Source organism: Microbulbifer celer, assembly GCF_020991125.1.
GTDB classification, from domain to species: Bacteria; Pseudomonadota; Gammaproteobacteria; order Pseudomonadales; family Cellvibrionaceae; genus Microbulbifer; species Microbulbifer celer.
This window is the reverse complement of the sequence record NZ_CP087715.1, coordinates 1,447,607-1,462,346: the sequence shown is the minus strand read 5'-3', so window position 1 is coordinate 1,462,346 and position 14,740 is coordinate 1,447,607. Positions and strand designations below refer to the sequence as shown.

General features: G+C 55.0%; 15 protein-coding genes and 1 tRNA gene. 4 read left to right on the top strand and 12 right to left on the bottom strand.

Annotated features, from left to right (window positions below; translation table 11 throughout):
• Positions 1-43: 43 nt before the first annotated feature.
• The 7 genes from LPW13_RS06110 to LPW13_RS06080 are packed head-to-tail and all read right to left on the bottom strand — an operon-like array spanning position 44 to position 5,120.
• Positions 44-1,207, bottom strand: a complete 1,164-nt coding sequence (locus LPW13_RS06110) for a glutathionylspermidine synthase family protein (protein WP_230439156.1) — start codon at positions 1,205-1,207, stop codon at positions 44-46.
• A gap of 12 nt (positions 1,208-1,219) precedes the next feature.
• Entirely contained in the window at positions 1,220-1,822 is a 603-nt protein-coding gene (locus LPW13_RS06105; RefSeq protein ID WP_230438547.1) for a DUF1190 domain-containing protein, read from the bottom strand.
• A 12-nt stretch (positions 1,823-1,834) separates the two neighbouring features.
• The gene (locus LPW13_RS06100) at positions 1,835-2,251 is read right to left on the bottom strand and encodes a DUF350 domain-containing protein (protein WP_230438546.1); all 417 of its coding nucleotides are present in this window, start codon (positions 2,249-2,251) and stop codon (positions 1,835-1,837) included.
• Positions 2,252-2,293: 42 nt separating this feature from the next.
• Positions 2,294-2,944 carry a YjfK family protein gene (locus LPW13_RS06095; protein WP_230438544.1) on the bottom strand — a complete coding sequence of 217 codons (651 nt, stop codon included), beginning with the start codon at positions 2,942-2,944 and terminating at the stop codon, positions 2,294-2,296.
• A complete protein-coding gene (locus tag LPW13_RS06090; RefSeq protein WP_268932679.1) occupies positions 2,929-4,017 on the bottom strand; it encodes a potassium channel protein in 1,089 nt (362 codons plus the stop codon). The genes LPW13_RS06095 and LPW13_RS06090 overlap by 16 nt, the downstream gene beginning before the upstream one ends.
• A 3-nt stretch (positions 4,018-4,020) precedes the next feature.
• Complete coding sequence (locus LPW13_RS06085) at positions 4,021-4,719, bottom strand: PspA/IM30 family protein (RefSeq protein WP_230438542.1); 699 nt, start codon at positions 4,717-4,719, stop codon at positions 4,021-4,023.
• Positions 4,716-5,120 (bottom strand): DUF2170 family protein, encoded by a 405-nt coding sequence (locus LPW13_RS06080; protein WP_230438540.1) that lies wholly within the window; start codon positions 5,118-5,120, stop codon positions 4,716-4,718. The genes LPW13_RS06085 and LPW13_RS06080 overlap by 4 nt, the downstream gene beginning before the upstream one ends.
• A 148-nt stretch (positions 5,121-5,268) precedes the next feature.
• Here LPW13_RS06080 and LPW13_RS06075 point away from each other — a divergent pair, with 148 nt between their 5' ends.
• Positions 5,269-5,562, top strand: coding sequence for a DUF6471 domain-containing protein (locus LPW13_RS06075; RefSeq protein WP_230438538.1), 294 nt, complete (start codon positions 5,269-5,271; stop codon positions 5,560-5,562).
• A gap of 70 nt (positions 5,563-5,632) precedes the next feature.
• Here LPW13_RS06075 and LPW13_RS06070 read toward each other — a convergent pair whose 3' ends face one another.
• From LPW13_RS06070 to LPW13_RS18305, 4 genes are all read right to left on the bottom strand, one after another.
• Positions 5,633-8,320, bottom strand: coding sequence for a DEAD/DEAH box helicase (locus LPW13_RS06070; RefSeq protein WP_230438537.1), 2,688 nt, complete (start codon positions 8,318-8,320; stop codon positions 5,633-5,635).
• A 119-nt stretch (positions 8,321-8,439) separates the two neighbouring features.
• On the bottom strand, positions 8,440-8,616 hold the full coding sequence (locus LPW13_RS06065) for a PLD nuclease N-terminal domain-containing protein (RefSeq protein WP_230438536.1): 177 nt from the start codon (positions 8,614-8,616) through the stop codon (positions 8,440-8,442).
• Positions 8,617-9,053: 437 nt separating this feature from the next.
• Complete coding sequence (locus LPW13_RS18310; RefSeq protein WP_277611247.1) at positions 9,054-9,833, bottom strand: RtcB family protein; 780 nt, start codon at positions 9,831-9,833, stop codon at positions 9,054-9,056.
• A complete protein-coding gene (locus LPW13_RS18305; protein WP_277611246.1) occupies positions 9,827-10,261 on the bottom strand; it encodes an RtcB family protein in 435 nt (144 codons plus the stop codon). The genes LPW13_RS18310 and LPW13_RS18305 overlap by 7 nt, the downstream gene beginning before the upstream one ends.
• A gap of 347 nt (positions 10,262-10,608) precedes the next feature.
• On the opposite strand from LPW13_RS18305, the gene LPW13_RS06055 reads away from it, so the two are divergent.
• Positions 10,609-12,468 (top strand): M14 family metallopeptidase, encoded by a 1,860-nt coding sequence (locus LPW13_RS06055; protein WP_230438534.1) that lies wholly within the window; start codon positions 10,609-10,611, stop codon positions 12,466-12,468.
• A 126-nt stretch (positions 12,469-12,594) separates the two neighbouring features.
• Positions 12,595-12,671: transfer RNA gene (locus LPW13_RS06050), tRNA-Arg, on the top strand.
• 106 nt (positions 12,672-12,777) lie between these two features.
• On the opposite strand, the gene LPW13_RS06045 is transcribed toward LPW13_RS06050, so the two are convergent.
• Positions 12,778-13,953: a pectate lyase gene (locus LPW13_RS06045; protein WP_230438533.1), complete on the bottom strand. Its 1,176-nt coding sequence runs from the start codon at positions 13,951-13,953 to the stop codon at positions 12,778-12,780.
• A 301-nt stretch (positions 13,954-14,254) separates the two neighbouring features.
• Here LPW13_RS06045 and LPW13_RS06040 point away from each other — a divergent pair, with 301 nt between their 5' ends.
• Positions 14,255-14,737 (top strand): GNAT family N-acetyltransferase, encoded by a 483-nt coding sequence (locus LPW13_RS06040; protein WP_230438531.1) that lies wholly within the window; start codon positions 14,255-14,257, stop codon positions 14,735-14,737.
• Positions 14,738-14,740: the final 3 nt, after the last annotated feature.

Here is a 14,740-nt window from a genome sequence, read left to right as displayed (position 1 = left end):
CCGAGCTGATCGCCCTGGGGAAACTGCTGGGAAACAGAAACGATCAGAGAATGATATGCGGCAGATAACGGCTGGAATCGAGGGTGATCAAGCTACTGTCTTCCCGCAGGGAAATACCAGCCGCCTCGTCATCCACCAGCCAGCTGCCCACCAGGGTGTAGCTGTCGCCGAACTTCGGTAAGGGGTACATGGCCTGATAGACAAAACCCTCTTCCCCGTACGGGCCGTCAGAAAGCGATTCTATTTCCTGCTGACCATTTTTCACGATGGAGATATTGGCCCCTTCACGTGAGAAGATGGGTTTTTTCACCAGCGCATCGCAGTCCCCTGCCCTATCCAGCTCGTCTTCGAAAAACGCCGGCAGTAGATTCGGATGCTCCGGAAACAGCCGCCACAGCATGGGCAACAGCGCCTTGTTGGAGAGAATGGATTTCCACGGCGGTTCCAACCAGCGGATATTGTTGCCACCGAGGTAATCCCCAAACTCTTCGCGGAACATAAACTCCCACGGGTAGAGCTTGAACATCCAGGTGATCACCTGATCCTTCAGATCGGTAAACTGGCCTTTGGCATCGCGGCCAATATCCTCGACGAAGACAAAATACTCTTCGATACCCGCTTCCTGCGCACAATCCTGCAGGTACTGCACCGTACCGCGATCTTCCTCGGTATCTTTACAACATGCAAAGTGGAGCGCACGGCCGGGAGTGAGAAACTGCAAGTCGCGAAAGCGGTTGACCAGCTTCTCCTGTAGGCTGTTGAACTGGTCCGACTGCCGTGGCAATGCGCCGCGATCTACATTGTCCTCCAGCCACAACCACTGCCAGAACCCCGTTTCAAACAGGCTGGTTGGGGTGTCCGCGTTGTTTTCATACAGCTTGGCGGGACCGCTGCCGGTGTAGGCGAAGTCCAGACGGGAATACAGGCTGGGGTCACCGTTTTTCCAGGAATCGCGCACAAAGTCCCAGTGCTTTTCCGGAATACAGAAGCGGCGCATCAGTGCGTCGTCCGCGATGACCTGCGCCACCACTTCCAGACACATCTGGTGGATTTCTTCTGTGGGGTTTTCCAGGTCCTGCTCTATCTGTTGCAGGGAAAACTGGTAGTAGGCAGATTCATCCCAGTAGGGTTCGCCATACATGGTATGAAAGCCGAAGCCGAATTCCCGCGCCCGGTCTTTCCAGTCCGGGCGCGGTTTGATGGGCATACGCAGCAAGGATCAGCCTCCCCAGCCCCCGGAACGTCCACCACCCCAGCTGGACTTGGCCGAAGCAACAGCGCCGAAGCCACCGCGGGAAACGGTTCTGGACACCGCCGGTTTCGGCTTGGTGGCGGATTTGGGGACGGTGTAACTCGCTCGTCCGGAACGCCCCACCACACCGCCATCGGCGGTCATCAGGCGATCGTAATGGCGGGAATACGGGTTGGAGTAACGGTAAACCGGATTGTAGTAGTGGTGACGATCGCGTCCGTCCAGCATCTGCCCCACCATAAAGCCGGTCATCAGCGGCATCCAGAAACTGCCGGAATCACGGCAGGAACCAAATTCCGCCTCACACAGTTGGCGCGAATCGTACTTGGGCCCGGTGCGTTCGGCCTCCCGCAGTGCCTGCTGATACGCCGCCTCACACTGCTCCTGATCCAGCTCGGTCTGATCGACACATTCGGTCACCGAGGCAACCACTTTCACTTCTTCTTTGGAGCTACACCCCATCAGGGCCGCAACCACCCCCAGGGCAATCGGGCGCAATACCAGATTGCGGGCAGTCTTCTTGCGCATGTGGTCCAGATTGATGGACCGTGTACGTTTTGTCGGTTTCATGCCACCCCCAACTCAGTAGGACATACAGGCTGCGTTCAGCACGCCAACAGAAATGGTCGTCGCCGCCAGCATCACACCGGCACTGATCTCACCGTCTTCAATACGCTTCACAATACGCGGCATAAACACGAAACGAATAATGGCAAAGGCCAGAAGCTGGGCAATCAGGGCAATTGCCGCCCAGGTGGCAAAATCCACCAAGGAAACGGAATTGCTGGCAGCGCCACCCAGGGCAATAGCAAAGCCGAGTACCGCACCGCCGAAACCAACGGCCGCCGCGGTATTCTTATCTTCACGGATCAGTTTCCATTCGTCGTGGGGCGTCACCAGGGTATACAGAAACTTGAATGCAATCAGCAAGGCCAGAGACAGGCCAAAATAAGCAGCAAAATGCAGGATACCAGTCATAAGGTTATAGGCCTGGTCCATTGATACTTCTCCTTTTTATACGTGTTAAACGTGATTTGTAATTTATCCGTGAATCGTAATTTGTGATGGGGTTAGTGTAACACCGGTACTGAGCACCAGGCAGCGGCTGAGGTAGCCCCCAGGCTCGAGCTTTTCTTCTGCAGACAGGAACAGGGATTCCGTGCGCTGATCGGAGAGCGGGCGCTCGAACAACATGGTGAACTGATCCGTACTGGAGTGGTCACCACCCTCTTCGTAGGTGGTTTCCGCCATATGTACCGGATTGTGATAATCCCCGGCGGCTGTCCATACTCGTGTGTATTCGCGGCCATCGAGTGTATAACTACCCGCCCCGATTTCCTGCTTCAACAGTGTATTCCACGCCGCTTCGTTGGCGATGTCCCGGGTATCGTAAAAATGGAACAGCTTTACATCGACGACATGCTCGTCCCGCTGCCCACCTTCGGCCACAACCTGCAACCAGGCGTCGTCATCCGTATAAAAGCGGTATACCCAGGTGCCATCGAGGTCCACCACACCAGCGGCTTTGATGATCTGGGTAGGTTCAAACGACTCGATCGCCAGCTCATCCAATATCAGGCGGATGGCCAGAGGATCGATCTCAAAGCTGGCGCCCAGGCGCAGCCCGATGATTTCCGGGGTCTGTGGCTTGACCTCGGGCTTTTTAAATTTATTGATCAGTTTGTCAAACATTCGCCGAGCTTATCCCTGTCGGTTTTATCATTACCGGAACTTGGAACATCAAAGCAGCGCTGTTCCGGTAAACGTTTCGCGGCAATGTAATACAAAGAATCGCCAGTAGAAACATTTTCATCCAGCCCCGGATTGATCGCGATTTTCTCCTCACCTTTATGGCGCACGCCAATCATCGTCGCAGACAGGTTGTGCTTGAAGTGATCAAACAGCGCACCAACCGGCAGTGGCGTTTCGCCCCGGTACTCTACGCTGTATTGCGTCATACCGTAAGTGCTGTCGAGCAATTGGCGGTGCAACCGGGCAGAGCCCGGATCCAGCGAAGACTTCGCCAGCAACTCCACCGCCACCGAAGGGATGCATTCAATCTTCGGGCAGTGTGAGCGCAACAATTCGCCAACGCTTTCGTCCTGGAAGTACGCCGTTTTATGGCTGTCAGGGCTCATTTGCTCGCAGAACAGCGCCGTGGTAAGGGTAACGTCATCCAGTGGATTATCAATGATAATGCGTGCCGCCTTATCCAGGCTTGCGCGCAGCATACTTTCCTTGTGGGAGAAAGACTCCACCCGCACAAAATCGATCTGTCTGGGCATCGGATTTTCGATATCGGCTTCCACGCAGAGAACAATCTCTGCAGCATCGCCATTGGTTTTGGACAGCAACAACTCAATCAGGCGCAAGGTGCGGGAACCGTTCCAGCCCACAATCACCGTATGGTTTTCATGACTCATATTGCGTAAACCTTTCTTACCCCGCTGTACAAACTCGGAAACCCCGAACCCAACGCGAGTAACAATCATCGCGAACAGACTGAGCCCCAGGGGAATCACCCAGAGACTGACCACCCATTTACCCGCGGGTGTCACCGGAGAAAAATCCCCGTACCCCACAGTGGAGGCCGTCACTACCAGCCAGTAAATAAAATTACCCGGCGCGACGATGTCCGATTCTCCCACTGCGGCCAGGAACACATAGCTGCCCAACACATATATCGCAGTAGCGAGTACGACCGTGGTTCCACTAGCCCTAATAAAAAGCGACGCCAAAAGGCGTCGCACTTTATACAGCACCATGGCTTAGGCCTGGGTGCTTTTCTTGGCCAGCAGCTGCGCCAACTTGTCGCTCCCGCTGACCTGGCCTCCCGGCGCAATACCGGCAGCCTTCAGCTTGGAGTCCAGGCTGGAGCCGCTCTCTTCCGAGGCCAGCTCGTCCGCCGCTTCCAGCTCCGCAGCTCGTTGCTGCTGCTTGGCTTTGATGCGCTCCATACTATCCAGCGCGGTCTTTACTTTGCTGTTGGCCCCCATATGGCGGGTGGAAACGGCTACCTGCGCCTTCTGTACAGACTCGGTGGCCTTGATCTGGTCGATCTGCTGTTCCATGCGGCGCACATTGGCCTTCGCCTTGGAGATATTGCTCTTCAGAGAAGTCTCGGAAGATTTGAAGCCTTGCAGCAAGCCCTGCTCCACCTCGATCTGGGACTCCAGCTCGGCGACCCGTTCGGCACACTCGATCGCCAGTGCCTCATCGCCCTTCTCGCTCGCAGCAATCGCGTGCGTGGTGTAGTTATCGATATCGGCTTGCAGCGCCTTCACCTTATTCTCCGCCAGCTTGCGCTTGGCCATGATTTTGGTCAGGTTTTCATCGCAGGCTTTCAGTTCCGATTTTGCATCGCGCAGTTCCTGATCCAGGATCCGCAGAGACTGGCTGTCAGCGACTGCCTCGGTACCTTCGTTTACAGCGCCGCGCAGAGCGGTCCAAAGTTTCTTCAGGCTCATGCTACACCCTCCAGTTCAAAATGTGCCGCGTACAGGTCCAGGAAGTCACCCACGTTACCAAACAGGGTTTCCACCTCTTCAATCACCACCTCGTCCTTGCTGGACACAGACAATGCGCCAAAGGCTACGTAATAGTCCTCCCCACCGATGTTCTTGATGGCGACGGTCGTCAACGGCAGCAGCTGATGGGTTTGCAGAATCAGCTTGTTCAGCGCCGCCTCATCGTCTACCTGACTGACGGGAAACAGAATGCTTTCAACCACAATCTGGCGTTCGCCCACATAAACAAAGGCATCGACGCCCTCATCATTAGATACGCTGAGGCAATCACCCTCTGCCTCGACCACCCAGTCGGGATGCTGTTCGGCCAGCTGGCGCAGATTTTCGTTGTTCCAGGTCATTTCAACTCCCTTGTTGATATGGACTAGTTGATGTGGAATATGAGTCACAAATATATCAGTAATTTTTTCTAGGTCAATGCCTTGGCGGCACTTTTGTTGCAAATAAGACACACAAGGCTATTATGAGCAACAAAGCAGAGGAAAACCCATGGATCAGAAGCAAAGCCTCGAGAACCACCGAGCACTGACACCCTATAAACAGGCCATAGCCCGCTACGTGCGCGCCTCTATGGCACTCAAAAACGTACGCTACAACGATCTGGCCAGTGCCCTGGCTGAACGGGGCATCAGCGTCACGCCGGAAAACCTGCGCAGCAAGGTCAGCAAGTGCATGTTCTCAGCAGACCTGCTGGTAGCGATTATCGACGTACTGGGCGTAGAAGACAGCGCAGTGCCCGATATTCTCAAGCAGGCGCGGGAAATGCAAAATGAACCGCAATAACCGCCTGAGGATTATCGCACGCGATCTATTGGAAAAACGCTAAAGCGCGCAAAGTTTCATCGTTGCCAGCTTACCCGCGCCCCAAGCGCTGAAGCAGACCTCTGACACACTCTTCACGCCCCTGTTTCCACTGCCGGTAAACCAACGGAACCATGTGCACCCCCGCCCGGTGCAATACGTGGTAAGCCTGCAGTGAGAAGTGGTCAAAAAATGCACCAGGATACCCAACCAGGTCTATACCGAGCAGGCGCCCATCCCTCTCGCAGACGACATCCACTTCATGCCCGGCAATAGTAAACCCAATCCAGGAGTTGGCTCCGGCTTGCTCCAGCGCACCTTTCACTTCCTCGGCAAAACTGCAGAGAACGTCATTGCCACCGGCATTATTTTCCCGATGATCATACGACAGGTAGCGCGCGAACAGGTTCTCCGGGGGCAAACTGCCGGCATCGACCGAGTGAATCACCAACTGGCGCTTTCTCGCCCGAGTCACAGCAACGTTAAACATATCCGGCCGATTTAGATAAGCGGCAGCGCGGGTGGAATCGGCATCAATCGATATCGAGAGCACTATGAGATCCCGCTCCTCTCCCTGAAACCCATAAGGGGTTGCTGCACGAAAAGCGTACTCATCCAGCACACCCGTTGAATATGCCTTCCGCACCTCCCGGTCAAGATATTCGGCCTGTTCACGATAGGGCGACAGCACCCCTATAGATGGCTTGACTGGAGATGCAGCATGTTGCGCTATATGCGCGCCGACCACGCGGATGACCTCCTCGCATTCCACCTTATTCCGGCCATTCGAAGCTCTCCTGCCCGCTACCCGGAGAAATTCCAACGAAAGCTCTCCGGACACCCCCGGGCGTGACTGCATGATTTTCAGGCGCCCGCGGTAAAAATGCCGATTGCTAAAGTGGATCAACTCAGGCCTGCTTCGGTAGTGCTCATCCAGCATGGTCACCGACGATTGGCTACTGATCATGTCCGAGGTCAGGTCCAAAAACGCGTGTTCACGATAACGGTAGCAAGATGGGGGGCCCTCTTCTCCCGTACAGTCATACCAGATTCTTTCCTGAACACTCTTCGACAGAAAGGACACATGACGCAACTGCTTACCATCTCCGACTACCACGGCACGCTTGCTGCGCTGCACCGCTGGTAGAGCGCTGGCAATATCACACTGGGTTGCTTCGTCAAAGATCACCAAATCGAAAAGCGACCCAATATTGGGTAGTACCTGACTTATTTCATCCAGCCCGACCAGCCAGATCGGATAGGCCTGAAGGATGACATTAAAATCCAGCTGGGCGAATCGTTCCGCCTGGCGCTTGGAAGTTCGAGACCGGAGCGCCTGATTGAACAGCGACAGTGTCCCCCGCTCCGTATCCAGCAGCTGCGTCAGACGGTTTAACCAGACAGCGTTCAGGTACTGTGTCGCCGCTTTTTCAAAAGTATCCCGACGACGACCAATGGACGCCTGTTGCGCCCACAGTGTTTCTGTATCGGGGAAGGATCCGTAAACCGCCCCCAACACCTTGACCAGCCAGTTGGGCAATGTACTGGAACCGAATTTCCTTGCCCCACGCAAGGCGCGTGTAAAGCGCCGCTCTTCCCGGCACAGCGCCTCGTAGGCCTGGTCGCGATCTTTGCGGACCTCCGAGAGTGGTTTGCTCGCGGCGTCTACCCCTTCTTTGAGAACCGACTCCAGATGGGACTTCAGGCTTTGGGAAACCCCATTCTCCCCTGCCCGCACAAACCCGGCTTGCAACCCGTAACCACTGGCAAGCTTCTCGCCCACCACATCAATGGCCTGCGGTGTTTTGGATACGATAAGTACCGATTCTCCCTGCAAGATGCGATCAATTGCCATCGCCGCAATGGTGAAACTTTTCCCCGTACCCGGAGGCCCCGAGACTAAACTCAAGCCGCTCTTGGCGGCATTGTGCAGTGCCCGCTTTTGCGCTTCGCTCAGCAGCCCGGGCAGCACATTTGGGGTGCTGGCAGAGGACTTGGTCTGCTGCCCGCCCTCACTCAGCAACTGCAAGACCGGCCGAGACAAATCTTCACGCTCGGTCAGCAACGTCAACTCATGCAGGACGCCACGTACCCCCTTGCTGCGATCCGCGAGAACCACACAAGCCGTCGACGACAACTGCAAGCCTTTTTGACTCGCTCTCGCCGCCACTTCATCACCACTGAGCAATCGGGGCCAACACCCAAGCTCCTCCACATCACCCAACACACTGTACTTGTGCAGCCATCGTCCCATCGCGGCCACCTGGCTCGTATCCAGCGGCCAGCGAGGTACCGGAAATTGCTCGACAGCGGCCGAGTCTTCTTCAGGTTTCAGCAATAGCCGTAAGACTGGAAGGTTTATCCGTATATCAGTCGCATCTGCCTCGAGAAAGATGTCCTCATCACGAGTCAGGGTTGCCGGGGTGTAAATAAGCGGCGCGCACAGTTTACGCTGGGAAGCAAAGCCACCGGCACTGGCGATGCTGCCGGTAACAGAGAAAATGCAATAAACCAGCTTCCGCTCCCTACGATAGCTATCACTGAGCTCCCGCAAATTCTCAGCAGCCGAAGAAACCAAAGGCACACGCGGCAGCGAGCCGGAAGCCAGCTCATCTTCACCTTCAAGATAAATTCGACGATTTTTGGGAAGTTTCTCAATATTGGAAATAGAGAGATCGTAGCTGTCCGCCCTGTAGCAGCGGCGGAAATATTCGATTATTGGTGAAAGCTTATGCGGCATGCCGGAATCTTATTAAAAAAGCTCCGAGGCATTGTATTCGGGTTAAAACTTGGAGAACAGCTCAGTCGTACTCCCAACAGGGAGAGCACGACTCGCCGCCCCCATAAAGATTGCCTCTATCAGCCACTTCTCCCCCCTGGACCAGCAAAGAACCACAAAATCAGACCGATCACCGGCAGAATCAGCACTACCAGCACCCAGATCACCTTCTTCAGCGTGGAAGCCGAGCTTTGCAGGATCTTTACGATTGCGTAGATATCGGCAATTAGTATCAACAGTCCTAATAGCCCTTCCATATCAACCTCCCGAAGATTGACCATCCCTTAAGCATGAAGCCCAAGTATAGAATCCGGATCGAAGATTCCTAATGTTCGGAGATGGGTGTCGGAGGATAGGTGTCGGAGGTAGGTGTCAGAATTGACAGTCAGGCTGCAATAAAGGGGGGGGATTGAGGAAGGGATATCGGGGAAAGGACAGTGGAGGAAGGACAGTAAAGGCCGTGTCGTGGGCACGGGAGCCCTGCCACTCCCGTGCCGCTTTTCTGGTTTGCTGTTTGCCGCTGAAACGCTCTCCGGACTTGGCCTTCACATGAGGGCCGCCTTTACGCAACAGCGGGTTGCAGGCAACGCGATTGCGACTTGGTTTTAGAACAGCCGCGCTGCGCACAGTCTTTCGGGTAGATTTCCCCGATCGTTTTTTCGACATTAATAGTCTCTCCTTTTCATAACGATGTTTATCCTTTGATGCAGACCACCTGCTTCAGGGTATGCACCACATCCACCAGGTCACGTTGGTTTTCCATCACCCGGTCGATATCTTTGTAGGCCGCCGGAATCTCGTCGATGACGCCCTTGTCCTTGCGGCACTGTACCCCGCGGGTCTGCGCCTCCAGATCCTCCCGTGAGAAGCGCTTGCGCGCAGCGGTCCGACTCATACGGCGACCGGCGCCGTGGGCACAGGAACAGAAGGACTCCGGATTGCCACGGCCGCGAACGATGTACGAACGTGCCCCCATGGAACCCGGAATGATTCCCAACTGATCTTTCTGCGCACTGATCGCGCCCTTGCGGGTCACAAATACATCGCGCCCAAAGTGCTGCTCACGCACCACATAATTGTGGTGGCAATTGATGGCCTCAGAGGTCAGCTGGAACGGCGGCAACTGTTGCTGTAGTACGCTCACTACCAGCTTCATCATCTCCTGGCGGTTCACCCGCGCGTATTCCTGCGCCCAATGCACGGCCTCGATGTAATCGTCGAAGTGGCCGTTGCCTTCGCTGAAATACGCCAGATCTCGGTCGGGCAGATTATGCATATGCCCTTCCATGTCCCGCTTTGCCAGGCGGATAAAGTGCTGGCCGATGGCATTGCCAATGCCACGGCTACCGGAGTGCAGCATCACCCAGACCATATTGTCTTCGTCGAGACAGATCTCGATAAAGTGATTGCCACCACCCAGGGTCCCCAGTTGGGTTACCCAGGTTTCCTGTGGTTTGCGCAGCTTCTTCAGCAATTCCGGGTGCTTGGCAAATAGGTGATCCGCCCCCCCGCCAGCTGTTTTGCTGCCGCTTCACGAGCGCTTATCCGCTTGTGTCGACCAAACCCCACCGGTACACGGCGCTCAATCGCGTCACGCAGCGGCTTCAGATTGTCCGGCAGCTGGTGTGCTTGCAGAGACGTGCGCACCGCGTTCATACCACAGCCGATGTCCACCCCCACAGCGGCGGGAATAATGGCGCCGAGGGTGGGAATTACAGACCCTACCGTTGCACCAATCCCCATATGCACGTCCGGCATGGCCGCCACGTGAGAATGCACAATCGGCAACTGGGCGATGTTTTTAAGTTGTTGCAATGCTGCCGCTTCCACATCCTCGGTATAGATTTTTACCGGCACGGTATTCGGCGGTGCATTGCTGTTCAGTACCATTTTTACAGGCATAATGATTCCCTGGATTTCTCCACGATTTATAGCTTGGAAATGCCTTTCCGAGTACCAGGCGGTGTTTCCAGATAGATTACCGAATGCTCGGTATCAGAAACGAAAAAGCCCCGGCACAAGCCAGGGCTTCAGGAAGTTCCGGCTTGAAAGGCATCGATTTTCTGACACCTTTCAAGCTCGAGCGCATGAAAGGTAAATCAGTTCGATTTGTTGATTAATCTCGGGTTGTACATTTCATGGCTCCTTTGACGGGCACACAGAGTGTGCGTTAATAATTGCCGGCAAGCATATTGCCTGAAAAAAGTAAGTCAACCCCTTTTCGAAAAAAAGCAGAGACCCCGCCCGGTATGAAAAGCAACTTCTTTCGCGCCCAACCAACGCATAAACGGAATCACCTGACAACAGCACTCATTGGCGGTATCGCCCTTTTCTCTATCGGCGGCGGTGCAATGGCTGCAGATTCCATCCCTTCTATCCAGGCGCCCTTACCGCCGCTACTGCCCTGGCAAGGCGCCTCCGAGCAACTGATTGTCAGCGAAGGACAATGGGTGACACCAGCGGAGGCAACCGGCTTCAAAACTACCCCCGATTACACCGCCACCCGAGCCTTCGCAGAAAAGCTCGCCGCAGCGAGTAAAGATATCCGCGTTGAAGATATTGGCCACGCCAGCAGTGGCCGCGCCATCCAGTTGATCACCCTCAGCGCCGATGGCAGTGACCCGCGCAACAACGGCAAACCTACCCTGCTCGCCCAGGCCGGAATCCACTCCGGTGAGATTGACGGCAAGGATGCGAGCTTTATGTTGCTCCGGGATTACATCAATGGCGATCAGGAGCTGCAGCGGCTGGTGGAACGCGCAAATCTGCTGATCATCCCGATTCTCAATGTGGATGGCCACGAACGCGCCGGCCCCTATACCCGCATGAATCAACGGGGACCGGAAAATGCAGGCTGGCGCACCAACGGCAACAACCTGAATCTCAACCGCGATTACACCAAGCTGGACACGCCGGAACTGCGTGCAGTGATGGACATCATCAACGACTACCAGCCAGAGCTATATCTCGATATCCACGTCACCGATGGTGAGGACTACCAGTACGACATCACCTACGGTTACAACGGCGCTTTCGCCAGCGACTCCCCCGCAATCGCTACCTGGCTGGAACAACAGCTGCAGGGCGATATCGACTCCGCCCTCAAGGAAGCCGGCCATATTCCGGGGCCGCTGATCTTCGGAGTCAACTACGACGAGTTCTCCGATGGCATCAGCCATTGGACAGCCAGCCCACGTTTCTCAAACGGTCTCGGCGACCTGCGCCACACACCCACCGTTCTGGTAGAGAACCATTCGCTCAAACCTTACCGCCAACGCGTTCTCGGCACCTATGTACTGATCAAGGCTGCTCTAGCCTCTGTGGCGGAGCACAGCAGCGCACTGCAGAAAGCCATCGCCAGCGACCGGAAACGCCGCCCCAGGACCCAGGTTCTGGCCTGGAAAGCCAACGACGAGCCGGATCTTTCTGTCTACGCAGACAAGCCCTTCAAAGGCATGGCCTACGAGAAAACAAAGAATCCCATCAGCGGTGACGAGCGGGTAGTCTGGCTGGGCAAAGCCAAGGACTACTTCAAGCTCCCGGTATTCCGGGACGAAGTGAAAGCTGTAGAGGTAACAGTCCCCAAGGCCTTCTACATTCCGCGCCACGACGCCCTCGTGATCTCCAGGCTCAAAGCCCACGGAATCCAGTTAGGCAAGCCCAAACGGGAATCCGCAACCCTCACGCGCTTCAGTATCAGTGAACCCGAATTTGCCGAGGCTCCCTTTGAAGGGCATCTCCGGGTCAATGCAAAATTCACCAAGGAGAATATAGAAACTTCGCTGGCGAATTACATCGAGGTCAGCACCGACCAGCCGCTGGGTGAAGTGGCGGTGGCACTGCTCGACCCCAGAGGGCCGGACTCCTTCTTCCAGTGGGGATTCTTCAACCAGAGCTTCCAGCGCACGGAATACGCCGAGCCCTACGCCCTGGTCCCTCTGGCCGAAAAGATGCTGGCACAGGATCCAAAACTCAAAAAGGCGTTTGAAGAGCGCCTGCAGGACAAGTCCTTCGCCGACGATCCCCGTGCACGGCTGGCCTTCTTCTACGAGCGCAGCCGGTATTACGACCAGGCGTATATGAAATATCCGGTTTTGATGCAGTATTAATGGGTGTCGGGGAGAAATCAGGTTAAACAGTGAGCGAATTTTCCGTTAACCCTATGATTTCCATACAAATTCCCAAAGTACCTCTTGACCTCCCCGCCACCGCTCTGTATTGTTCGCCTCCTCGACGCGCTCGTAGCTCAGCTGGATAGAGTACCTGGCTACGAACCAGGCGGTCGGAGGTTCGAATCCTCCCGAGCGCGCCATACAGAAAAGGCCTGATCCGCAAGGATCAGGCCTTTTTTATTGTCTTCTACATTGTCTTCTGCCAGCTCCGGCCTCACCCCTCGGGATCAGCCGGATATACGGCAATCAGTACTGGCTGACATCAGACGGAGACACATCGCAACTGGCCGTATTCCAGCGTTCACCGTACTTGGTCGAAGAACTCCCCTTCTGCACACCCAGGTATTCCTCACATACCGGCGGATTACTGCTGCTGTAGTTCAGAATCCGCAAATCCCGGATGGTGGCCACATCGCCGTAGTTACCGTTGACCCCGGCAATAGAGCCGATATCCGCATTGATATTTACATCGTAAATCAGCGCATTGCGCGGACCACCGTTGTTGGTGCAGTTACCACAGGAGCGCCACAGCTTGCCGTGGGTTCCCACAGCGGTAAATCCGCCGGTAATGATCGTGGTGCTGTTTTTGGAGTTATGCTGAAAGATCTTGTCCGGATTGCCGCCATACCCACCATTACTGTTATAGGCAGACCCACCGACAATGGTCATTGTCCCGCCCTCTGACTTGTTGGTGGCCGCGTCCTCGCAGATATCATTCCAGACAACATCCGCCAGGGTACAGTTACCGCCCTCGCAGTGGATACCATCTGCACCGCCATTCGCGGCGAGCTTTACATTGCGGACCGAAGCATTATTGAGCCTCAGCACCGGCGACTGGGATTCGCTGTCACCGGTGCAACTGAGGCCGATTGTCTTACCGCCACAGTCCACAAAGCGGTCACTGATGGATGCGCCGGCATAGCATTCACTGGAGCTACCCACTCGCTGGAACGCCCACAGCTGGCCGGCGCCGCCCCAGTAGGTAAACAGACGGGCATCCGCTCCCGCATACATACTCATTTCCCACACATCGATGGCCTTGTTACTCAGCTTGGAGCTAATCGAGTAATAATCGCCGCCCTGATGATCAATCCACCAGCGCTGGTTGTCGCCGCCGGTGTACGTCCACTGACGAACCTCCGCACCGTCTTCGGTATTCCACTCATAAACATCGAGAGACTTGCCACTGTGCACCGGGCGGATGGAATAACTTCCATCCGACAACTGGGTGACATCGAACTGCTGATTGTTATTACCCAGCGTCAGCCAGGTCATCACATTGGCACCATCGGCGGTATCGAAGTCACTCACATCCAGCGCATTACCGTTAAGCTTGGAAACGATGACATACCGGCCCGAGGAAATGGCCGATGCGTTTGCACACAACAGCAGCAAAGAAAGAATTAATAGAACTTTTCTCATCACACTATTCCTGATTTTTTTACATTATTTTTGGATTTGGGTTCATTCAGGAACGAAGAACCAAAGCCGTCGTGAAGCCACAAGACTTCAAACGTCAACCCGGCACCAGAAACAAGATGGCAAACCGAAAGGCTACAGCGCGTTACATGCAGCATTGGTCGAGGCAAAGAAAACCTCGACGGCAGGATCATAAACAATATTATATTTTTATACTACTTATCGAACAGTATTGAGACTTCTGTTCCAATTAGCCGTAAAAAGCAATATCCACACTCCGAAAATGACGAATAGAATAATCCTTATGCCAAATACTACAGTTCACACCAAATTCTGCTGGTCAACCTTCGACCAGCTGACATCCACCGAGCTCTACGAAATCCTTCGCACCCGCCAGGAAGTATTCATCGTGGAACAGAACTGCGCCTATCAGGATGCGGACGAAATAGACCAGCGCGCCTGGCACCTCACTTGCTGGGACAGCAACGCTGAGGCACCCACCCTGCTCGCCTACCTGCGGGTAGTGATGCCGGGAGAGAAATACAGCGAACCCTCTATCGGCCGGGTGCTGACTCGAAACAGTGTACGAGGCACCGGGGTCGGTAGAGAGTTATTACGACTGGGGATTCAACACACACAGCGAGAATACCCGCAGGCCGCCATTCGTATTTCAGCGCAGTTGTATCTAAAGCGTTTCTACGAAGAGTTTGGGTTTGAACAAACTTCCGGGACCTATGATGAAGATGGCATTCCACACATAGAGATGGTGCACCACGCTTCCGGATGATAT